The sequence below is a fragment of the Pseudoalteromonas sp. 20-92 genome, assembly GCF_030847595.1.
In the GTDB taxonomy this organism is placed as follows: domain Bacteria; phylum Pseudomonadota; class Gammaproteobacteria; order Enterobacterales; family Alteromonadaceae; genus Pseudoalteromonas; species Pseudoalteromonas fuliginea.
Map to the genome: position 1 here is coordinate 99,151 of NZ_JANJGQ010000002.1, position 22,324 is coordinate 121,474.

At 37.5% G+C, this 22,324-nt stretch carries 21 protein-coding genes; 16 read left to right on the forward strand and 5 right to left on the reverse strand.

Annotated elements, in window-relative coordinates; genetic code table 11:
- Positions 1-61: 61 nt before the first annotated feature.
- A complete protein-coding gene (locus NRL14_RS02425) occupies positions 62-1,753 on the reverse strand; it encodes an alkaline phosphatase (protein ID WP_306723905.1) in 1,692 nt (563 codons plus the stop codon).
- 302 nt (positions 1,754-2,055) lie between these two features.
- Here NRL14_RS02425 and NRL14_RS02430 point away from each other — a divergent pair, with 302 nt between their 5' ends.
- From NRL14_RS02430 to NRL14_RS02500, 15 genes are all read left to right on the forward strand, one after another.
- On the forward strand, positions 2,056-2,328 hold the full coding sequence (locus NRL14_RS02430) for a hypothetical protein (RefSeq protein ID WP_306723906.1): 273 nt from the start codon (positions 2,056-2,058) through the stop codon (positions 2,326-2,328).
- A gap of 235 nt (positions 2,329-2,563) precedes the next feature.
- Complete coding sequence (locus NRL14_RS02435; protein WP_033030193.1) at positions 2,564-3,142, forward strand: LON peptidase substrate-binding domain-containing protein; 579 nt, start codon at positions 2,564-2,566, stop codon at positions 3,140-3,142.
- Positions 3,143-3,210: 68 nt separating this feature from the next.
- Positions 3,211-3,834, forward strand: a complete 624-nt coding sequence (locus tag NRL14_RS02440) for a sigma-70 family RNA polymerase sigma factor (RefSeq protein WP_002962457.1) — start codon at positions 3,211-3,213, stop codon at positions 3,832-3,834.
- A complete protein-coding gene (locus tag NRL14_RS02445; RefSeq protein WP_007376330.1) occupies positions 3,827-4,507 on the forward strand; it encodes a ChrR family anti-sigma-E factor in 681 nt (226 codons plus the stop codon). Before NRL14_RS02440 ends, NRL14_RS02445 begins: the two co-directional genes overlap by 8 nt.
- Before the next feature lie 8 nt (positions 4,508-4,515).
- A complete protein-coding gene (locus tag NRL14_RS02450; protein WP_007376329.1) occupies positions 4,516-5,469 on the forward strand; it encodes a DUF523 and DUF1722 domain-containing protein in 954 nt (317 codons plus the stop codon).
- Entirely contained in the window at positions 5,469-6,863 is a 1,395-nt protein-coding gene (gene phrB / locus NRL14_RS02455) for a deoxyribodipyrimidine photo-lyase (RefSeq protein ID WP_306723907.1), read from the forward strand. The genes NRL14_RS02450 and phrB overlap by 1 nt, the downstream gene beginning before the upstream one ends.
- 1 nt (position 6,864) lies before the next feature.
- Complete coding sequence (locus NRL14_RS02460) at positions 6,865-7,293, forward strand: nuclear transport factor 2 family protein (RefSeq protein ID WP_007376327.1); 429 nt, start codon at positions 6,865-6,867, stop codon at positions 7,291-7,293.
- A gap of 2 nt (positions 7,294-7,295) precedes the next feature.
- Positions 7,296-8,006 (forward strand): SDR family NAD(P)-dependent oxidoreductase, encoded by a 711-nt coding sequence (locus NRL14_RS02465; RefSeq protein ID WP_008137092.1) that lies wholly within the window; start codon positions 7,296-7,298, stop codon positions 8,004-8,006.
- Entirely contained in the window at positions 8,003-9,259 is a 1,257-nt protein-coding gene (locus tag NRL14_RS02470) for an NAD(P)/FAD-dependent oxidoreductase (protein ID WP_306723908.1), read from the forward strand. Before NRL14_RS02465 ends, NRL14_RS02470 begins: the two co-directional genes overlap by 4 nt.
- Positions 9,252-9,989 carry a DUF1365 domain-containing protein gene (locus NRL14_RS02475; protein WP_033030200.1) on the forward strand — a complete coding sequence of 246 codons (738 nt, stop codon included), beginning with the start codon at positions 9,252-9,254 and terminating at the stop codon, positions 9,987-9,989. Before NRL14_RS02470 ends, NRL14_RS02475 begins: the two co-directional genes overlap by 8 nt.
- A 39-nt stretch (positions 9,990-10,028) precedes the next feature.
- Entirely contained in the window at positions 10,029-11,291 is a 1,263-nt protein-coding gene (locus NRL14_RS02480; RefSeq protein ID WP_008137087.1) for a cyclopropane-fatty-acyl-phospholipid synthase family protein, read from the forward strand.
- Entirely contained in the window at positions 11,269-11,769 is a 501-nt protein-coding gene (locus tag NRL14_RS02485; RefSeq protein ID WP_306723909.1) for a DUF2878 domain-containing protein, read from the forward strand. The genes NRL14_RS02480 and NRL14_RS02485 overlap by 23 nt, the downstream gene beginning before the upstream one ends.
- Positions 11,770-11,822: 53 nt before the next feature.
- Complete coding sequence (locus NRL14_RS02490) at positions 11,823-12,311, forward strand: chalcone isomerase family protein (RefSeq protein WP_007376321.1); 489 nt, start codon at positions 11,823-11,825, stop codon at positions 12,309-12,311.
- A 1-nt stretch (position 12,312) separates the two neighbouring features.
- The gene (locus tag NRL14_RS02495) at positions 12,313-12,852 is read left to right on the forward strand and encodes a DUF3833 domain-containing protein (RefSeq protein WP_007376320.1); all 540 of its coding nucleotides are present in this window, start codon (positions 12,313-12,315) and stop codon (positions 12,850-12,852) included.
- Positions 12,853-13,058: 206 nt separating this feature from the next.
- Positions 13,059-13,334, forward strand: a complete 276-nt coding sequence (locus NRL14_RS02500) for an HU family DNA-binding protein (RefSeq protein WP_002962474.1) — start codon at positions 13,059-13,061, stop codon at positions 13,332-13,334.
- Positions 13,335-13,426: 92 nt separating this feature from the next.
- Here the strand turns inward: NRL14_RS02500 and ilvN are convergent, their stop codons facing one another.
- Together ilvN and NRL14_RS02510 are read right to left on the reverse strand one after the other, a co-directional pair.
- Positions 13,427-13,924 carry an acetolactate synthase small subunit gene (ilvN, locus tag NRL14_RS02505; RefSeq protein WP_007376319.1) on the reverse strand — a complete coding sequence of 166 codons (498 nt, stop codon included), beginning with the start codon at positions 13,922-13,924 and terminating at the stop codon, positions 13,427-13,429.
- Positions 13,924-15,648: an acetolactate synthase 3 large subunit gene (locus NRL14_RS02510; RefSeq protein ID WP_306723910.1), complete on the reverse strand. Its 1,725-nt coding sequence runs from the start codon at positions 15,646-15,648 to the stop codon at positions 13,924-13,926. Before NRL14_RS02510 ends, ilvN begins: the two co-directional genes overlap by 1 nt.
- Positions 15,649-16,135: 487 nt before the next feature.
- Here NRL14_RS02510 and NRL14_RS02515 point away from each other — a divergent pair, with 487 nt between their 5' ends.
- Positions 16,136-19,156 carry an immune inhibitor A domain-containing protein gene (locus tag NRL14_RS02515; RefSeq protein WP_306723911.1) on the forward strand — a complete coding sequence of 1,007 codons (3,021 nt, stop codon included), beginning with the start codon at positions 16,136-16,138 and terminating at the stop codon, positions 19,154-19,156.
- A gap of 67 nt (positions 19,157-19,223) precedes the next feature.
- Here NRL14_RS02515 and NRL14_RS02520 read toward each other — a convergent pair whose 3' ends face one another.
- Both NRL14_RS02520 and NRL14_RS02525 read right to left on the reverse strand, forming a co-directional pair.
- Positions 19,224-20,231, reverse strand: coding sequence for an isocitrate dehydrogenase (locus tag NRL14_RS02520; RefSeq protein WP_007376316.1), 1,008 nt, complete (start codon positions 20,229-20,231; stop codon positions 19,224-19,226).
- Between the two features lie 388 nt (positions 20,232-20,619).
- The gene (locus tag NRL14_RS02525) at positions 20,620-22,308 is read right to left on the reverse strand and encodes a hypothetical protein (RefSeq protein WP_306723912.1); all 1,689 of its coding nucleotides are present in this window, start codon (positions 22,306-22,308) and stop codon (positions 20,620-20,622) included.
- Between the last annotated feature and the right edge of the window lie 16 nt (positions 22,309-22,324).

Genomic DNA, 22,324 nt, shown 5'->3' on the forward strand with positions numbered 1-22,324 from the left:
CGTTTAATAAAATAAACGAGAAGGTAAATAATGTGTTTACCTTCTCTTTTTATACAAAATGTTAGCCCTTATAGACACTTTGGTGTTGAGCAGCAATGTTGTAGCTTGGAGAGTTTATGTTATCTATATAGCGCCAATCGGTTGTGATTTGCTCTTTAGTAATAGTCAGTAACATATACCCACGGTGTGATAAGTCACAATAGTTTAAGTCGTTTATTAACAATGAAAGCGAGTCAGCCATCTGCTTTGCTTGTGCTGTATTAAGCGCTAAATAATGCTCCATACCCGGGGATGTAACACCAGGTGTTGCAAATTCTACTCCCACACTTTCGCCTTTTGCATTTTTTAATGTGCCATGCCACGCATTGTGCGTATCACCTGCAACCACGACTAACTTTTTATTTAATGCGGTAACGCTTTTGTATAATGCTTCGCGCTCGCTTGGGTAACCATCCCACGCATCTAAATTATAAGGCATTAAAGTATTTACGCGTGCGAGTTGCGCGGGTGTTACCGCTTTATTAGCTAACACGGCTTTTTTAATGGCAACAAGCTCTTTTAATACCAGCGGGATTTTAGTGCGATCGGATTGCGAGAATATTTCAGTAGGCAGCCACATTTTGCTCATGAGTACTTGCTGCCCTAATACTTGCCACTTTGCATTTGACTCAGTTATTGCACTCGTGAGCCAGTTTAGTTGTGTTTTACCTAGTAACTGCCTTTTTGGATTATTTAAATCACTGACAAAGCGCGCAATATCCATTTGCTTGGTCTCGGGGTTTTTGTAATCGCTGTAGGCGAGTTGTTTATCGCGTGCTATTACGCGCGTATCTAGCATGTGTAAGCTTATTAAATTACCAAAATCAAACGTGCGATATATTTGCGGGCTTTGTTCGCCCATAGGCGGTCTAATTGGCAGCCATTCGTAATAGGCTTGAATAGCCGCTGCGCGACGCTTAAAAAAGTCACCTTCATTAATGTTGTGATTTTCCGCGCCATTTTTGTATGTATCATTAGCAACTTCGTGGTCATCCCATATTGCAATAAAAGGCGCTGCTGCGTGAAGTGCTTGTAGGCCTTTGTCTGTTCTATAAATTGCATAGCGTTTGCGGTAGTCGCTTAAAGTAATAATTTCACCGCTGTTATCGGCGGCTAATTGGCGGCCAATTTTTTCAGCATTATCAGTGGCGTATCCACCCATTGGGTACTCGTAAATATAGTCTCCTAAATGCAGTACTACATCTAAATCCTTTTGCTTGGCGGCATCAGTGTAGGCATTAAAGTACCCAGCAGGGTAGTTTGAGCACGACACAATAGCCATTTTTATTTGTTCAACATTACTTATTGGCAGTGTTTTAGCTCGGCCTATAGGGCTTTGTGTTTGCAAACCCATAAAACGGTAAAAGTATTCGGTATTTGGTGCAAGATCTTGCACGTCTATTTTTATAGTAAAGTCGCGGCTTTTATCTGTTTGTTCGTAACCGCTACGTAATATATTTTTAAAATCAGGATCACTTGCCAGCTCCCATGAAGCAGTCGCAATGGAAGATGGTTGAGAGGTTGTGGCTCGCGTCCAAATTATTAAAGCATTACTGAGCGGATCACCACTGGCAACACCATGCTTAAACTCAATTGCTGATAATGGTCTGTCAGCTAGTGTTTGAGCGCAGCCTGTTATAGCGCTGGAAATAGCAACGGTAAATACACTGGCTACTGATGTTTTTAAAAAACCACGACGAGATAAGATAGACATACTGCACTTTTCAATTATTTATAGTAATGGAACTTTAACGTTTAGATATGACGTTTTTATAAACGCTAAATGTATTTACTGTGACTTTTATTAACGTGGGTAAATTGATCTTAATTATTAACCAAATATTGGTCAAAAAATAAAATTAAGTGGTTAGATTAATAGAGTGTGAATTTTTGAAATTAATTAAATTTATAAAAACCTATTTAATTACAACACTTTAATTTTTGTTTTCATGTTGGCACAACCCTTGATTATATAACTTCGTCTAATCAAACAATATACAAACAAGGAATACCATTATGAAACATTCAATTAAAATCGCTATGGCAAGTTTATTAGTATTAGGTTCTGCGCAAGTACACTCAACAGAAGTGGACCTAGATGTTACTGATATATTAGCTCAAAGTGTAACAAGCTACGTTAAGCAAACAACATTCGAACTTGAAAAGTCATTAAAAGAAACGCTTTATTTTGATGCTAAAACTGTTTTAGTTGGAATATTAGATGAGGCTGTTTTAACCGAGAATACTGCGTCTAAAAATACTGACGCGAGTGTTAAAAACGTTAAATAAACCATTTAAAGGATTAAAACGATGAGCAGTGAATTTGGGTTATTTGCTTTAATGTTAGCGCCAGTAGCCAGTATGATAAGTGCATATTACTCAGTCCAAGTACTAAAAAGCATGGGGAGCTGGTTTAATATTTAACCAATGGTGGAGTAGGTAATTAATTCGATTCATGCAAAGCTGATCGACTTAGCAAAAGCGCACGTAAGTAAAGGCAGAGTGTTTGAAATAAGTAGACTTTATGAAACGTGCGATTTTTCCATTACCCATTTTTATGTTACCTGAAGGTTATACGCGATTACGCATATTTGAGCCTCGCTATTTAAATATGGTTAAAAACGCATTAAAAAATAATACAGGGTTTGTGCTTTGTACATTCGAGCATGACACGCCTTTTAATATAAGTGCGCAAGGTTGTCTTGTTGATATTATCGATTTTGATCAAGACGATAACGATGTATTATTAATTGATGTATATGCATCTAAAAACGTGCAAATTAATGATGCTTACCAAGACGAAGACGAACTGCGACATGGGCTGGTATCGCCTTGTAAGACGCCTTATTGGTACAAGGACATTAACAACCCAATTGGCAAACATTACCTATTACATGATGCGCTTTTAAACGTCTTTGAAAGTAATCCGGAACTTAGTTTACTGTACAAAAAAACTCATTTTGACAAGTTGCCTTGGATTGCAGCACGTTGGCTTGAGCTCCTGCCTATTTCTATCGAGAAAAAACAGCAACTTGCGTTTGAAACGAACTTTGATAACTTACTGAATTTCCTCCATACTGTGATTAATAACGAATTTGCCTAAATTTTATGATCCTAAATTAATTATTGCCCGTATTACTTAATACAAAAGCAATAACGGGATAAATTATTATGGTAAGTCAACAACAGTCACCACGTTGTGAACCTAATACAGGTAAGTACACTGCCATGCCAGAAACGCCGAGTAAAGAGCTCATGCAAGCGCTTATAGACGTTGCGCAATCACGCGACAAAAAAGCGTTTTCCTATTTATTTGAATATTTTGCGCCAAAAATTAAACGCTTTGGAATTAAGCAGTTTGGTGTTGAAGCTCAAGCAATGGAGCTTGTTCAAGAGACGTTAACGTCTGTTTGGCGTAAAGCACATTTGTATCACAGTGATAAAGGTGCAGCGACTACTTGGGTTTATACCGTTATGCGTAATGCTTCATTCGATATGCTTCGCAAAATGAAAAGTAACAAAGAAGAAAACATCAGTGAAGATATTTGGCCGTTATTAAACGAATCACAAGATACACATCACGAATACAGTGATCATTTAGAAGATAAGCAAATTAAGCGCTATTTAGACAAGCTACCAATCGCTCAACGTGAAGTGGTAAGAGGCGTTTATTTTCAAGATATGTCGCAAGAGCAACTTGCACATCAACTTAACATTCCAGTAGGCACGGTAAAATCACGGTTACGTTTGGCCTTGCAAAAATTACGTAATGAAATGGGAGATCAGCATGATTAAACATCACCCGAGTGAAACTCTACTGACACAGTATTGCGATGCATCACTTGCTACATCACTGAGTTTAGCCGTTTCTATACATGTAGATATGTGCCCTGTGTGCCAAGCTAAAGTCGCTAAAATTGAAGCAAGTAATGCAGACGCGTTATTTAGTGAAGAGCCAGTCCAATTTGAGACAGTTCAAACTGAGCAATCTGAGTTATTTGAAGACTTTGAATTGAATGTTCTTGATATGATCACATCTGATGATTCTATCGACGAAGTTTATGAGGTAGAGCCTGTTTCTATTAAAGTAAATGAACATAACTACCAGCTTCCACGTGCTTTAACGCGTATTTCTCATAGTAAATTTACACAAGTTGGTAAGTTAGCGCGATCTCGAGTTTCGCTTGATGATGGTGCGCTACGTTCTAGCCTGTTACACATTGATGCGGGTGGTGAAATACCAGAGCACACGCATACTGGATTTGAAGTTACTCTACTCCTAGATGGTGAGTTTAGTGACGAAGATGGTAGTTACGTACCAGGCGACTTTATATGGCAAGATGGTAGTCATCAGCATACACCTTTAACGAAAGACGGGTGTTTGTGCTTTACAGTTGTCAGTAGTGCGCTACATTTTAATAAGGGCTTCAGCAAGTTACTAAATCCAATAGGTAATTTGATTTACTAAGAGAATATATGCACACAGATATAATAAAAATAGGTATAAGCGCCTGTTTAGCAGGCGAAAAAGTTAGATTTGATACGGGTCATAAAAAATCAAATTTTTGTATGGATGAGCTAGGTAAACACGTTGAATACACACGGTTTTGTCCGGAAGTAGCTGTTGGTTTACCGATACCTCGCCCAACTATTCGCCAAGTTAAAGTGGGCGATACTATTAAAGTATGTCGCCCAGATGGCACTGGCGAAGTAGGTCAGCAACTTACCGAATATGGTAAAAAAGTTGCAACAGAACAAGCTAAAGAGTTGAGTGGATTTGTATTTTGCGCGAAAAGTCCAAGTTGCGGTATGGAACGCATTAAAATATACAATGAAGCAGGCACGGGTAATACCTCAGAAGGCGTTGGTTTTTTTGCTGAGCAAATAATGAAGCACAACCCATTATTGCCATGTGAAGAAAACGGGCGTTTAAACGATATGCATTTACGTGAAAACTTTGTAATGAGAATTTACGTATTTAAAAACTGGCAAAAGTTAGTACAAGAGCCGCTTACGGTTCACAAGCTTACTCAATTTCACTCTCAGTATAAGTATTTGTTGATGGCTCACAATTATCAAGCTTATCGTGATTTGGGTAACCTGCTTGGAACGTTTGTAGGTGACGATATAAATGCAGTTGCTGATGAATATATTTTAGGTTTGATGACAGGTCTTAAAAAGCCAGCTTCTCGCAGAAATAATTGCAACACGCTAATGCACTTACAAGGTTACTTTAAAACAGATTTATCGAAGGTTGAAAAACAAGAACTTCGTGATGCGATAGATGAATACCGCGAAGGATTGGTGCCATTGTATGTACCACTTACCTTGTTAAAACATCATTTGAAAGTTCATCCGAATGAGTACCTCGAAAAACAAGTGTTTTTTAACCCATACCCTCACGATTTAAAACTACGATTTGGTATTTAATGGATACATTATTTTGGTTTAGGCGCGATTTGCGCCTTTTTTCTAACGAAGCGTTAATTCAAGCGCTAAACAATGGCGCTAAACACGCCATTTTTTTTGTGTCTGAAAAGCAGTGGCAACAACACCAAACAGCGCCTATTCAGATTGACTTACTCAAGCGTCGAGTTACTTATCTTCAATCCCAACTTGCTGATTACGGTATTACTTTACATATTATAGAAGCGCCTAGCTTTTGTGATTGTACGCGCGAGCTCATTAACTTTTGTAAAGCAAACGATGTAAAACACGTAATTGCTAATACAGAATATGAGCTTAATGAAGTAAACCGGGATAAAGCAATTTTGCATGAATGCGATGAGCGTTCAATTACTTTTACTTTGTACGAAGGTGATTTAATTGCGCCTGCAGGCTCAGTTAAAAATCAAAGTAATGAAATGTATAAAGTGTTTACTCCATTTAAACGTGCATGGTTAAAGCAGTATCAAGATACACACTTTAGTTTGCCACAATGGCCTTTAACTTCTGACCCTATTGAATTTGACGAGAGTGATTTACTAAAAAGTGATGGGTGCTCAGATAAGTGGCCGGTTGACGACGAAACACTCTCTACCGTAGTTGATAATTTTATATGCGACAAACTTACAAGTTACGACGACCAGCGTGATATTCCTAGTGTAAAAGGCACATCGGGTTTAAGCCCGTATTTAGCACTAGGTATTGTAAGCACAAAGCAACTGCTTATTAATATTCAGCAGCGTTATCCTGATATTTTAACTACGTCAAAAAGTAAAACGTTTACGTGGATTAACGAGCTTGTTTGGCGCGAATTTTACAGGCATTTAATTGCTGAATTTCCGAAGCTTTCGCGCGGTGATAACTTTAACGAAAAGTATAACGCTGTAGTGTGGCGTAAAAGCGGAAATGAATTTACAGCATGGTGTGAAGGGCGTACAGGTTACCCGTTAGTGGATGCTGCAATGCTACAACTAAAGCAAACTGGTTGGATGCACAATCGTTTACGTATGGTTGTTGCGAGCTTTTTAACTAAGCATTTATTAATAGACTGGCGCGAAGGTGAGCGCTTTTTTATGCAGCACCTAATTGATGGCGATTTAGCCTCTAATAATGGTGGTTGGCAGTGGGCTGCAAGTACTGGGTGTGATGCTCAGCCTTACTTTAGAGTTTTTAACCCTATCAGACAAAGCGAGCGCTTTGATCCAACGGGCAAGTTTATCCGTAAGTATTTGCCAGAGCTTGAAAACGTGCCAGATAAACACATTCATTTTCCACACACTTATTTAGCCGCAACAGGCAAAGATAAGGAATGTTACTGGCCAGCAATAGTTGATCATAAAGCGGCACGAGAACGTGCACTTGCTGCATTTAAGGTGTGATATGGATAACCAGTTACCAGTAGATAAATTTGTTGAAATATACCAACAGCTTGATAGCACTAATCTTGATTTATTGAGTGATATTTACTGTGACAACATACAGTTTATAGATCCGATGCATGAAATTAACGGCATTGTAGAATTGCGCAGGTACTTTGCTAATTTATACAGCAATGTTAAGCATTGCCAGTTTGATATTAGTGATTCGTTTAATAGCGGTAACAATGCTTTTATTTATTGGACTATGCATTATGCACATCCAAAGCTTTCATCAGGTAAAACTATTTCGGTAGAAGGTCATAGCAAGCTTATTTTTAAAGATGGTAAAATTATCAAGCACAGAGACTACTTTAATGTGGGCGAGTTGTTATACAAACACATTCCTTTACTTGGTAGCGTTATAAAGCTAATTGATAAAAGGACAGGTTAATTATGATCACACTTATAACGGGTGCTACATCAGGTATTGGCGAGCAGCTAGCAATTAAATATGCGCAGCTAGGAGACACTGTTATAGCTTGCGGACGTAATAGTGAAAAGCTCGCCGAGCTTGCTAAATACGACAATATTCAAGCTTGTAAATTTGATGCAACTAACCTGCAAGATATAAAAGAGTCTACTATTGGCTTTCCTCATTTTGATCGAGTTATCTTAAACGCCGGTAACTGTGAATATATAGATGATGCGCGAAATTTTGATAGTGCATTATTTGCGCGTGTAATAAACGTCAATTTACTTTCTATGGGGTATTGCCTTGAGGCGTTACTCCCTAAAATAAATCCAGGCGGCCAGCTTGTTTTAGTTAGCTCAAGCGTTACTTATCTTGCGCTACCTCGTTCAGAAGCTTATGGTGCATCAAAAGCGGGTGTAAGTTATTTAGCAAAAAGCTTAGCTGTTGATTTAAATGATGTTGATGTGACTTTAGTTCATCCAGGTTTTGTAAAAACCCCGCTCACTAGTAAAAATGATTTCCCGATGCCTATGGCCGTTACTGCTGAAAAAGCCGCTGACTACATGATTAAGGGTATTCAAAAACGCCGCAAAGACGTTCATTTCCCTTATCGTTTTACACTTATATTAAAAGCATTACGTATTTTACCACTCCCACTTTGGCTTAGAATCGCAAAAGGATTAGCCCGTTGAAAAAAATAGCAATAATAGGAACTGGTGTATCTGGTTTAACATGTGGGCATTTGCTTCACAAACATTATGATGTAACCATTTTTGAAAAGAATGATTACATAGGTGGTCACACTGCAACAGTTGATGTTGATGTAAGCGGCCTCAAATACGCAATAGACACAGGCTTTATTGTGTTTAATGACCGAACTTACCCATACTTTGAAAAGCTGCTAAAGCGTATTGGTGTCAATAAACAAAAAACAGAAATGAGCTTTAGTGTTCACAACGAAGCCACTGGTTTTGAATATAATGGCCATACGTTTACAAGTTTGTTTGCACAACGCCGTAATATTTTCAGACCAAAATTTTGGCGTTTATTGTACGACATTGTTAGGTTTAACAAACTGTGCAAAGCAATGCATGAAAAAGGTGACTATCAATCTGAACAATCATTAGGACAATTGCTTAACGATAACCAGTTTAATGACTTTTTTAAATACCATTATATTCTTCCTATGGGCGCGGCTATTTGGTCTACCAGTATTAAAGAAATGGAAAACGTAGGCGTTGAGTTTTTTGTTAAGTTTTTCTTTAATCATGGGCTTTTAGATGTAACCAATAGACCACAGTGGTATGTAGTACCAGGAGGCTCTCGTCAGTACATTAAGCCGCTGATCAGAGGCTTTGCCGATAAAATTAACCTCAATACAAATATTAAATCTGTTACGCGTCAAAATGATGAAGTAACAATAGAGTTTGCCAATGGTGAGCAAAGTAAATTTGATAAAGTAATATTTGCTTGTCATTCAGATCAGGCGCTTGCACTACTTGGTGATGCTACGGAGCAAGAAAAGTCAGTATTGGGTGCAATAGCTTACACTGAGAACTCAGTGGTGCTGCACACCGATACAAACCTTTTACCAGATAGAAAAGCGGCATGGGCAAGCTGGAACTACCTACTTAATAACAACACTGATAAAGCAGCTGTTGTTACTTACCAAATGAATATTTTGCAAGGTATACAATCGGATACACAGTTTTGTGTAACGCTTAATCATCTTGAAGGAATAAGCCAAAGTAAAATTTTGCGCGAGTTTACCTATCATCACCCTGTATTTAACCAAGAATCTATTGCTGCTCAAAAATTAAAACACAGTATTGATGGGAACAATAATAGTTATTTTTGTGGTGCTTATTGGTACAATGGCTTCCATGAAGATGGTGTACACAGTGGTGTAGATGTGGCTAAACAGCTTGGGGTCGAATTTGACTAGTGCAGTTTATTTAGGCGATGTAAAACATCGCCGTTTTGCTGTTAAAGAACATCGTTTTAGCTATCCTTTGTATATGATGTGGGTCGATCTAAACAATCCTCAGCAATTAAATGGTGTACATAAAAACTTAGGTACATCAGGCTTAAAAGCCTTAAAGTTTAACGAGGCAGATTACCTACAAAGTTTATCAGCTTCTGACCAATCTCCCATTATTGAACGTGCTCATAAGCAACTTTCTTCATTAGGTATAAAGGAAACATTTACTCATGTTTATATGCTTGGGCAACTACGCTGTTTAGGGGTTTATTTTAGCCCTGTTAATTTTTACTTTTTTGGTAATAGCGATAATAGCTTTACGTATATGATTGCTGAAGTAAGTAATACACCGTGGAATGAACGCCATTACTATTTAGTCTCCCTAGAAAAAAAAGTGAACTTTAAGAAGGTTTTTTCCGTATCACCTTTTATGAATTTAGATATGAACTATCATTGGCATATTCGACAGTCGCCTGATAAAACATTGATACATATTGAAAATAAACGAGATGAAGTATTATTATTTGATGCAACACTTCGTTTGAAACGTGCAGAGCTTACTAATCAAGAAGTCAGTAAGTTACTAAAACGTTTTCCGGCCATGACGTGGTCGATCTTTAAAGGTATTTACCATCAAGCGCTAAAGTTATTTATAAAGCGAGTGCCTTTTTTAGGTCACTCAGGTAGGCCATAAAACATATACAGATAGTTAGAACAATAAATAGGTATTTTAATGGATAAAGTGTCGAGCTTAAATTGTGAACAAAGCACGAGTTGGTTAACTAACATATATAAAAAATTAGTAACTAAAGCCTTTTCGTCAATTAAAACTGGTCAAATAGTTTTGATTGAAGGAAACGAAAGAACTATTTTTGGGGATTCATCTTCAGAACTAAAAGCAACTGTTACAGTAAATGATAAAGCAATGTATAAAGCATTTGCTCTGTCAGGCAGTGTTGGCGCAGGCGAAGCGTATATTCTTGGGCATTGGTCTTGCGATAACTTAACCTCATTTATAGAAATATTTGCTATAAATGAAAAGCAACTTGATGAGTTTGAAAAAAAATTCGCATTTTTTAGCAATGTCGCACACCGGTTCAATCATATAAAAAATAAAAATTCTGAATCAGGATCTAAAAAGAATATTGTTGCTCATTACGACTTAGGTAATGATTTGTACGAATCATTTTTAAGTAAAGAAATGCTTTACTCAAGTGCTGTATATCCTACAAAAGAAGCGACACTTGAAGAGGCTCAACTATACAAGCTTAAACGCATTTGTGAGCAAGTTGAGCTTCAAAAAAATGACTCAGTTATTGAGATTGGTACAGGGTGGGGGGCTTTTGCTATATATGCAGCCACGCATTATGATTGCCATGTTACAACAACAACCATATCTGACGAACAACACGATTACGTAGCAAATAAAATTATTGAGCTTGGTCTTGAAAATAAAATAACGTTACTCAAGCTCGATTACAGACTATTAAAAGGCAAGTACGACAAGCTTGTTTCTATTGAGATGATAGAAGCGGTGGGCCATGAGTACTTACCTAGCTTTTTCACCCAATGTGGTGAACTGTTGAAAGATGATGGTGCTATGCTCATACAAGCTATAACTATTGGCGATCAGCGTTATAAACACTACTTAAAAAATTCTGACTTTATCCAACAGTATATTTTTCCGGGCGGATGTTTGCCATCACTTAACGAAATGAGTGAGCAGATTAAAAATAATACCGACATGGTAATTCATACTGTTAATGATATTGGCGCTCACTACGCACGAACATTAGCTGATTGGCGAACCCGTTTTATAAAAAGCTGGCCAGATTTGGACCGTTCAAAATTTGATGAACGCTTTTATCGCTTGTGGTTATTTTACTTTGCTTATTGCGAAGGTGCGTTTAGAGCTAGAGCTACAAGCACAGTGCATTTAATGGCACGTAAACCGAGGTTTATGAGCGATAACGATGATATTGCGCTCGGCTATTAATTTTGTTTTATTTCAAGCAGTGTGGTTTTTATCATTGCTGCTTGAGGCTGATTCGCTATTTTTTAGCGGATTAATTATTGTTTTAATGTTTTGTTTGTCAAAGCAGAAAAAACAAGACACCTTATTACTAATTAAAGCCCTACCTCTAGCAATGTTGTTAGAGTTTATAGCGGTAAAGTTAGGCTTGTTAGAATTTAAAGTTTATCCCTTTCCTCTATGGCTCGCCTTTTTATGGGTTGCACTATTACTTTCTTTAAACACCTCAATGATCTTTTTAGGTAGGTTAAAACTTTGGCAGGCCTTTTTAGTATGCATAGCTTTTGCGCCAGCAAGTTATTGGGCTGGGGCGCGCTTTGAAGTAATAAGTTTAGGCTTACCTTTATGGCAGTTTTGGCTCGTGTACGGTGCGCTTTGGTCTACTGTGTTTACTGCTATTCTTTTTATAAACCAAAAAATTAAGTTATTCATCAACCGCTGATCGCCCACAATTCCCATTTCGTAACATTACTCATTGACTCGAGGGAGCTTATTTTGAAACTTATACTAAAGGCAGTTACTTTTTATTTGCTTACAACTTCAATTGTTTTAGCTGACACACAGTTTAATAAAGTAGGCGAAGCACGAATGGAGTATTTATTTTGGGATGTATATGACGCGGTTTTATTTACCCCTTCAGGTAATTACAGCGCAGGAACGCATCCTATTAAATTTAAACTTACCTATTTACGTGACTTTGAAGCTAAAGAAATCGTAAAAGCAACAAATGAGCAGTGGGAGCATATTGGAAAAAAAGAGCTAGCTGATAAATATGACAGTGAATTATTGTCTATTTGGCCTGATATTAGAAAAGGCGATTCGCTAACGCTGATCACTAATGAGCAGGGAATGAGTGTTTTTTATCATAATGATGAACAAATTGGTGAAATAAATGAACTTCAATTTTCAAGTGACTTTTTAGCAATTTGGCTTGACGAAAAAACTTCTGAGCCAAAACTACGAAAGCAATTATTAGGGAATTAATATGAATATATTAAACACGTTAAAAACAGCATTGATCTGCTTATCAGCTCTACTTTTAATTAGCTGTTCAGCGCCAAATGTTGAACATTATAAAAACACATCGCCAAATTTCGATTTTAAAACATTTTTTAGTGGAAATTTAAAAGCCTATGGCGTTGTACAAGACTTTAAGGGCGAATTGACCCGCAAGCTAGTTGTTGATATGAATGCAACGTGGGATGGTAACCAGGGTGTTATTGAGGAAGATTTTGTTTACGATGATGGTGAAACACAAAAACGTATTTGGAAAGTAACGCTTAATAACGATAACAGCCTAACGGGCACTGCTGATGATGTTATTGGTGTAGCTAAAGGGAAAAGTAATGGCAGTGTATTTCATTGGAACTATAATGTTGAACTTGCATATGATGACAGCACTTTAAACGTTAATTTTGACGATTGGATGTACTTGGTTACACAAACGCGCTTGATAAACCGCACATCTATTGTTAAGTTTGGTGTCGAGGTTGGGGAAGTGACCTTAGTTATCGAAAAAATATAGTTTATTATGTTGCCTAAGTTGCACCAAAATTGTACTTAAATTAAGTTGTTGTTAACTCAACATGCTGTATTTTACCGAGAATTATTTAAATTTTATGTGTTTTTGAAGATTTTAAACAAAAAATGCAATTTGCTGTTGCTAACTGTTTAAAAATGCATAAAGATAGGATTTGCGAAGGCAAAATAATAACGAATAGGAATCTAACAATGAATAAAGCTCAATTAGTTGAAAAAATTGCTACTGATGCAGAAATCTCTAAAGCTGCCGCTACTCGTGCTCTTGACGCGTTTACCGGTGCTGTAACTTCTTCTTTAAAAGAAGGTGATTCAGTAGCGTTAGTTGGTTTTGGTACTTTCTCAGTAAAAGAACGTGCGGCACGTACTGGTCGTAACCCGCAAACGGGTGCTGAGATCCAAATCGCAGCAGCAACTATCCCAAGCTTTAAAGCAGGTAAAGGTCTTAAAGACCAAGTAAACCCTTAATAGGTTTAACAAATTAAATAAAAAAAGGGCTAATTAGCCCTTTTTTTTTATCTATTAAAAAGCCAAATTTCAATGGCTTAATTATAGGTAAGTTATGCTTTTAAGGCTTTATCGCCTCTTCCTATGCCTACAGCACCTGAGCGCACAACTTCAATAATGTCAGTTTCATGTCGCAACGTATCTAAAAATGATTCTATCTTATCTGTGCTACTAACAAGTTGTAGGCTGTAACTTTGACGTCCCATATCTAAAATAGCGCCTTGGAAAACATCGACCACACGGGTTACTGCAGCACGGGTTGATTCATCTTGCGCGAATACTTTAACTAATAAAAGCTCGCGTTCGATGTGACTCATCTCGGTTAAATCTATAATCTTTAATACATCAACAAGTTTATTAACTTGCTTTGTTATTTGCTCAACAACACGGTCATCACCCATGGTGGTAATAGTGATACGCGATAATGATTGATCATCAGTTGTACCTACAGTCAGGCTATCAATATTGTATGCACGTTGTGAAAAAAGCCCAACAATACGTGATAGAGCACCGGGTTCATTTTCTAATAATATAGATAAAATACGACGCATTATGCTTTTACTCCTTTACGTAACCACATCTCATCAATGCCACCTAATTTAATTTGCATTGGATATACATGCTCTTTTTCGTCGACAAGAATATCTAAAAAGACTAAGCGGTCGTTTATGCTCATCGCCCTGTCAATTGCAGGTTGTAGTTCATCAAGCGTATTTACTTGAATACCTACATGTCCGTAGCTTTCAACTAACTTAACAAAATCAGGGAGGGAATCCATATAAGATGATGAATGGCGTCCGCCGTAAACCATATCTTGCCATTGACGTACCATACCTAAAGAGCGGTTATTAAGTGATACAACTTTTACCGCAAGGTTGTACTGTAAACAGGTAGATAGTTCTTGGATATTCATCTGAATAGAGCCATCACCTGTAATACATACAGATTCTTTATCCGGAAAGGCTAGCTTTACACCCATTGCAGCAGGTAAACCAAAGCCCATAGTGCCTAGGCCGCCTGAGTTTATCCACTGACGAGGATGTTTAAATGGGTAGTATTGCGCTGCAAACATTTGGTGCTGACCAACGTCAGAACTTACGTAAGCATCGCCATTAGTGGCTTTATAAACAGCTTCTATCACGGCTTGTGGCTTAATTTTGTCGCCATCAGTGTTGTAGCTTAAACATTTTTGTTCGCGCCAGCTGATAATTTGACGCCACCAATCTTCTTGTGCGCTGCGATCGATTTTAATTGGGCTTTTATCGATACCTGCTTGTAGTTGTTCCAGCACCGTTGCTAAGCAACCCACAACGGGAATATGCGCTTTGATTGTTTTAGAAATAGAGGTTGGGTCTACATCTACATGTACAATCGTGGCATTAGGGCAAAACTTTTGAACATTATTAGTTACCCTGTCATCAAATCGGGCACCTAATGCCAAAATAACATCGGCGTTAGCCATTGCTTTGTTTGCTTCTAGTGTACCGTGCATGCCTAACATACCGACAAAGTTAGGGTGCACACCTGAAATACCACCCAATCCCATTAGTGTGTTTGTAATTGGCGCATTTAACGATTCAACTAAGTGTGTTAATTGCTCTGATGTATTTGAAATAACAATGCCGCCACCCGAATAAATAACGAGCTTTTTAGCTTCTAAAATGGCAGTAACCGCTTTTCGAATTTGCTTAGAGTGACCTTTAGTATTAGGGCTGTATGTTCTAAGTTCTGTTGTTTGAGGAAATTTGTATTCAAACTTAATCGCAGGGTTTAGCATGTCTTTAGGGAGTTCAACTACAACTGGGCCTGGACGACCTGTACTGGCTATATAAAAGGCTTTAGCGAGTATTGCAGGGATCTCCTGCGCACTTCTACAATTAAAGCTGTGTTTAACTATAGGACGAGAACAGCCAACAATATCAGTTTCTTGGAATGCATCGTCACCAATTAAATTTGTAGGTACTTGGCCTGATAATACAACCATAGGAATTGAATCCATGTAGGCCGTTGCAATACCTGTAATACAGTTTGTAGCACCAGGGCCTGAGGTTGCAAGCACAACACCCACGTCACCAGTTGCTCGTGCATAGCCGTCGGCCATATGCGTAGCAGCTTGCTCGTGACGCACGAGTATGTGTTCAATATCATCTTGTTGAAAAAGTGCATCGTATAAATCTAATACTGAACCACCGGGGTAGCCAAATATGTATTTAACCTTTAAATCTTTTAATGCCTGAACAACTAGTTCAGAACCATTATATTCTTGTTTGCTCATCCTCATTCCTCTGTGCGCTTTTTATGCATAAAAAAACCCCCGCGTAGTGCGAGGGTTTTTAAAAAGCAGTATCACCTTTTAATACATCCCCGCTGGGCTTATAACTAAGACCAGTACGAGTACGACTAAAAGATTAATGTGTGTGTTCATAGTTTTTACTCTACTTAGCAAAACACTGCTTTTAAATTAAAAATTCTGTATAGGTTTATTTTTAAGGGTTTTGAGCCTTTATGTCAACCTTGAAAGCGATTTTTTGCATTTTAAATTCGTTTTTTGGATTTTTTTAATTCAAATCTGCAGAAACTCTGTGTTTAACTGAGTTTACTAGCAGAAATTATGCACTTTAGGTTGTGGGTTCGATTTTAGATATAAAAATAGTGAGAGACCATTAACTTTTATTGCATATGTTAACTATATGTTTTTATCGCCTGTTTAAATTCCTATTATTAGGTATGATTACTACATAATTATGTTTGAGGAAGACACAGTGAAAAAAGTGATGTTAATTGCGCTTTTAACTACGCTATTAAGCCCAATAGTGGCAGCTAATAATATAAGTCCGCATGATGTTGGTATAACTAACGAAGAACGTATTTTATATTGGCTTAAAAAAAGAGACCAAATATCTTCAAGTGAGTTAGATAGTTCATTTAAGTCATATATGAGTAATAAAGAAGCTGCCAATCACTCAATTAAAAATGGCTTTAGGCAATTTAAATCCTCCTCCAAGGTTTTTTCAAACACAAATAAACAGCAGGTTGCTTTTTCAACGTCACTAGTGCCAGATCAAAGTGTTAATGATGTAAAAGTGTTAGCTATCTTAATTGATTTTCCTGATCTAAAACATGACGACAATCAGCTTGTAGAGCAAGACACCGACATGTTTTACGCTGAATATTCAACTGAGCACTATCAGCAAATGCTTTTTAATACTCAAGGTTATACGGGCCCTGATGGACAAAGCTTAAAAACGGCTGCTGATTATTATAAAGTGGCTTCGGGGAACAGCTTAAACTTTAACGGACAGGTATATGGCTGGGTAACCGCTGATAGCAATGCAAAAATATATGGTGAGCGCCAAGGCAGTACACGGGATATAAATGCACCCGCTTTAATTAAAGAGGCTGTGGAGAAGGCGGTTGCAAAGTTTAATATTAATTTAGCGGATTATGATTTAACCGATTTAGATGATATTGATGGCGACGGTATTGTTAATGAACCTAATGGCATCATTGACCATGTAATGATTTTTCATTCAAGTATTGGTGAGGAAGCGGGTGGCGGTTACCTAAGCACCGATGCTATTTGGTCGCACCGCTACTATGTGTTTGATGAAAATAGCGGGCCGAGCGAGATTGCAGGCAGCAATATTAAGCTCTTTGGTTATACCATTAACCCTATTGATGCAGGGATTGGTGTGGTAGTGCATGAGTTTGGACATGACTTAGGATTATTGGATGAATACGACTTGCAATCTAACACGGTAGGTGAGCCCGTCGCGTCTTGGTCAGTTATGTCGACAGGAAGTTGGGCTGGTTCGCCAAGAGGCTCAGAGCCGGTTATGTTTAGTCCTTATGCGCTTGAGTATTTACAAAAACGATACCGGGGTAACTGGGTTAACCAGCTTACGCTTGATATGGATGAGATAGAGGCTAACTCACAGCAAACATTAATTAATACTGCGAGTACTTCACAACTGCAAAATCAAATAAAAATAACACTGCCACCAAGGCTCGAAAAATTTAGGGCTCCAGTAGAAGGTGATTTTCAATACTATTCAAATACGGGCGACAATATTAGCAACAGCTTAGCGAATACAATAGCGCTACCAAGCACAACTGAGACACTTACTTTAAGCTTTATTGCTTATTACAGTATTGAGCGCGATTACGATTTAGTTCAAGTAAAAGTAAATGGTGAGCCAATTGCGAGTAATTATACGCAAGCGCTGAATCCATACTACGGTGATATTGGTCCGTATATCTCAGGTGATTCATTTCTTAATAGTGATGCTAAGCAACCTAACGGCTATTTAACCCATAAGTTTGATTTATCAGCTTATGCTGGGCAAACAATTGATTTAAAAATTGAATACATAACAGATGCGAACACACATTATTATGGTTTTGTTGTTGATGATATGCGCATTGAGCAAAGTGATACTTTAATTTGGCAAAATAATGCACAAGATCAAGTTAACACTGAGTTTAATGGCTTTGAAAAAATTGGTAATTACACATATGCATCACCATCACATTACTATTTACAATTGCGTTCATACACAGACGTTGACAGTAGCTTACAAGCAGAGCAGTACTCACCGGGGTTATTATTGTGGTACAGCAATGAATCTCAAGCAGATAATAACACTACCGAGCATCCAGGCAGTGGTTTTGCATTAGTGGTAGATGCCGATCAGCGCTCAATAAATAAAGGCAGTACGCAAACTCCGGCTGCTTCAGCAATTCAAATACGTGATGCTGCTTTTAGTCTATACCAACAAAGGGCAGGGTTAGGTGATGATGATTTATCAGCTATCACCCAGTTCACTGATAAAAACGATTATAGCTTTTCAGCGCAAAAACCATCGGGTGTTATGCTTCCACAGGTTGGTTTTGGGTTTAATATTATAAATCAGTCAGCTGATAGTGAAGACATAGAAGTAGAGCTTAATTACGATGTCACTAAGAGTATTAATTTTACCAAAACAGGTTTAACCGTTAATTTTAATGTAGAAGGTTTTGCACTCACGCCTTCGGATACATTTACGTGGAATTTTGATGATGGTAGCTCAAGCATAGAGTTAACCCCTACTCATGAATACCAAGACTATGGCACTTACAACGTTGAGTTTATGGCAAGTAATGGTACTTCAGATCAAGTAGCTGTAGTTCAAGTTACACTAGCTGAACCATTATCTGTAAATGAAATTGAATATGAAATAAACCAAGGAACTTTAACAGCTGAGGCTTCGCTTACAGGTGGGGCCGCACCGTATACTTATAATTGGCAGCTAGGGGATGGAAGTACTTTAACGACGCAATCGCTTACTTATAATTATTTATACTCTGGTGATTACCAAGTAACGCTTACAGTGACGGATAACGAAGGCACGGAGCAAACTAAAGCGATTGATGTAACTGCAACTGTTCCGCTTAGCATAAACGCAAACGCTACCGTTAGTGATTTAAGCGCACAATTTAATGCCCAAGTAACCGGCGGCTTTAATAGTTATACTTACAGTTGGGATTTTGGTGATGGCAGTGCGTTATCAAATTTACAAAACCCAATACATACTTATCAAACTGACGGGACATATAACGTAACGTTGAATGTTACTGATACTCAAACCAATGATACTTTTACTAAAGAGTTATCTGCTACTGTGCAAAAACAACAAAGTAGTTCGGGTTCAAGTGGCGGATCACTTTCAGGTTTATTAGGATTACTACTTTTGGGCTTATTTAGGTTTAATACTAACTTGCATAAATACACTAGGTTAGTATAAACGTAGTTAGCAAACATAAAAAAGCCCGCTAAATTAGCGGGCTTTTTAAATTAATAACAAATATTAATTATAAACGGTCAATTACTGATTGAGTGAAATCAGTTGTACCGTGGCTGCCACCTAAATCGCGAGTTGTACGGTCGCCTGATTTAATTACATCAGCAACAGCACTACGAATACGCTCTGCCGTATCGCCCATATTTAAATGCTCAAGCATTTGAATAGATGCTAAAATTACAGATGTTGGGTTAGCTAGATTTTTGCCTGCAATATCAGGCGCACTACCATGTACAGCTTCAAAAATTGCTGCATCTTCACCAATATTAGCACCTGGTGCCATGCCTAAACCGCCAACTAAACCAGCACAAAGGTCAGATAAAATATCACCAAATAAGTTAGTCGTAACAATTACGTCAAACTCTTCAGGTGTCATTACCAGTTTCATACATGTTGCATCAACAATCATTTCATTTGATTCAATTTGTGGGTAGCGCTCAGCTACTTCACGTGCTACTTTTAAAAACAAACCAGATGTTGATTTTAAAATGTTAGCTTTATGAACGGCAGTTACTTTTTTACGGCCTTCGCGTACCGCTAGCTCGTATGCAAAAGTTACGATTTTTTCTGCGCCTTCACGCGTAATTATCGATTTTGCTTGTGCTTCATTTCCGTCTTCACTTACTACTTGGCCAGCACCTGAGTACATACCTTGGGTGTTTTCACGAATAGTAATGATATCAATATCGTCGTAACGCGCTTTAGTACCAACAAATGATTTAACTGGGCGTACGTTAGCGTATAAACCAAATTGCTTACGAAGCGTTACGTTAATAGACGTAAAACCTTCACCTACAGGCGTAGTTAAAGGACCTTTTAATGTGATTTTGTTTCTAGCAATGGTATCAACCGTTTCTTGCGGAAGTAACTCACCTGTTTTTTCAAGTGCAGCAAGGCCTGCATCAACAAATTCATAATCAAAGTCGCAACCTGCGGCTTTTAATATTTCAAGTGCTGAGTCGATAATGCTCGGACCGATGCCGTCGCCTTTGATCACTGTGATGGTTTGTTTGGCCATTGACTTTTCCTTTAAAGATTTTGATTTGCACATAAATTATTACTCTGAGAGAGTAACAGCTTGTTAGGTCATTTATGTGAATGGGATTGAAAATTGTAAGGGCGCATTTATACCAACTTATCGCCCATTTTGCCAGTTTATACTACAAATACTGGGTATAAATTGTATTTATAATGGAAATAAAAAGACTAAATAACCTGAACACAGATATAAGATATTTACTAACATATTGAACCATAATGATATTTAAAATTATTTTTCTAGCCAGAGATTTTCAATGAAAAAAGGCGAATTTGCGCGTCATTAGCTTGCTTATTGCAAGTAGATTAAACGCAGTTAGCGTCAGGTTTAATCCCTCAAATTGATTAAGTATTATTACGGATTGGTATTAAATAGTATTAGATAAGGCAAGCTCTTGGAGCTGTTCATTAAATAAGTGATGGTTTTCCCATTTTTGAGTAGTTAATTGCTGATCTAATATTTGCTGTTGCCAAGTGCTTAGCTTTAGCTGCGGTTTAAATACGGTTTGTGTAAGCGCCTTTATTGCTACCCATAGTTTACTGCGTTCGTTGAGCTGCTTTTTTGGAAGATGTTCAGCTTCCAATAATGCGATTGCCCAAGGGTTATCACTTAATAGTAATGTAAGTTGTGCTTTTAGCTGCTCAGTGTCTAATGAACTAACACCAAAAAAGGCACTAATAGGCGTATTCAATGTGGTGTTAGGTGTTTCATCAATCATTATTTTTCTAGATATATGTGTACTGCATTGTGTTAATAAAAAATAAGCATAGCCATAGAGAGGAAGTGCGATATGTTCAAATTGAATCATTTTATTTTTACTAACCAATAGAGCAATAATTTCTACTATGCACTCTAGTCGCGTTAAAACAAATTGTTGTAAAGGGTGAGGAGTTACCTTAACCAGTTGCTCAAATATAACTCGCTGAATAATTGCAGGGGCATTAAAATAACCAACCATAGATAGACTATGTTTCAAATTTTTAGCCGCTTGATGTTCATTGTTATAAGGTTTTACAGCCTCACATAGATTTTCTATTACATTAGGATAAGGCGCCATAATTTGGCTTAACGCTTTGTAGCTGTATTCATGCTGCAACTTAAAACGACTAATTAACTCTATCAAAGCTAGCGACCCATTATTTAGTATATTGGCAGTGGAAGTTATATGCTCACTGTCCCATACACTAATTTGGATACGTGAATCATTTGATTGCCACTGGATAGCGTTGCTGTTTAGCAATGTCTTGACTCTATACCACGCTATTTTATTTTTATTCTCGACGTTTATTAGTATATGACGCTGCTGATTGTCGCTGGCCAAATACACCATTAATTGATCATTATATATAACTCGGCTACCCGGTAATAATGGGCCTATATGTGCGATTAAAAATTTTATTAGCTGTTGCGCAAATAGGTTAGGTGTACGTATATATAAATCGCCAAGAGCTTTAAAAAGACTAATATGTTGTTTAGAAGGGCTATAAGTAATGTTCATTGCAATTATATTAGCGATAGCAACAAGCGTAATGCCACCATCATAAAGCATTATTTTTGGTGTAGTGACTAATGCTTGCTTGTACTTACTTAGTTTTGCAAGAACTTGCGTTATTGGTTTTGCTGAATCACCACCAGTTAAGATTATTTTAGCGGTGAGCTGGTGGCGTAGTTGCCATATTTTTTTATCACTATCACTAAACTTTAATTGTTTGGAAAGCTTGTTTAGTTGCTCACCCACACATAAGTGATCAACAAGTGCAGCACAGATATATAATTCACTAAGTTGATTATTGTATTGCTGGCTTTTACACAAAGCAGCGGTTAAAACACATTGATTGATAACCAAATTAACAGAGGAACTATATTTAGGGTTAAATACAGCACACCTAGCTTGTAAAGCTACAGGGTATTGCTCATATAATTCTCTGTATTGCTCAGAAAGTTTACATACTGCAGGGTAGACTGTCTGCCATTGTTTTTTTACATTATATAAAGTTAAAAATAGTTTTGTATTTTCAAGTAATTGGTTTAGTTTGACAGAAATAGGCTCATTCATTATGCCTTCACCTAGT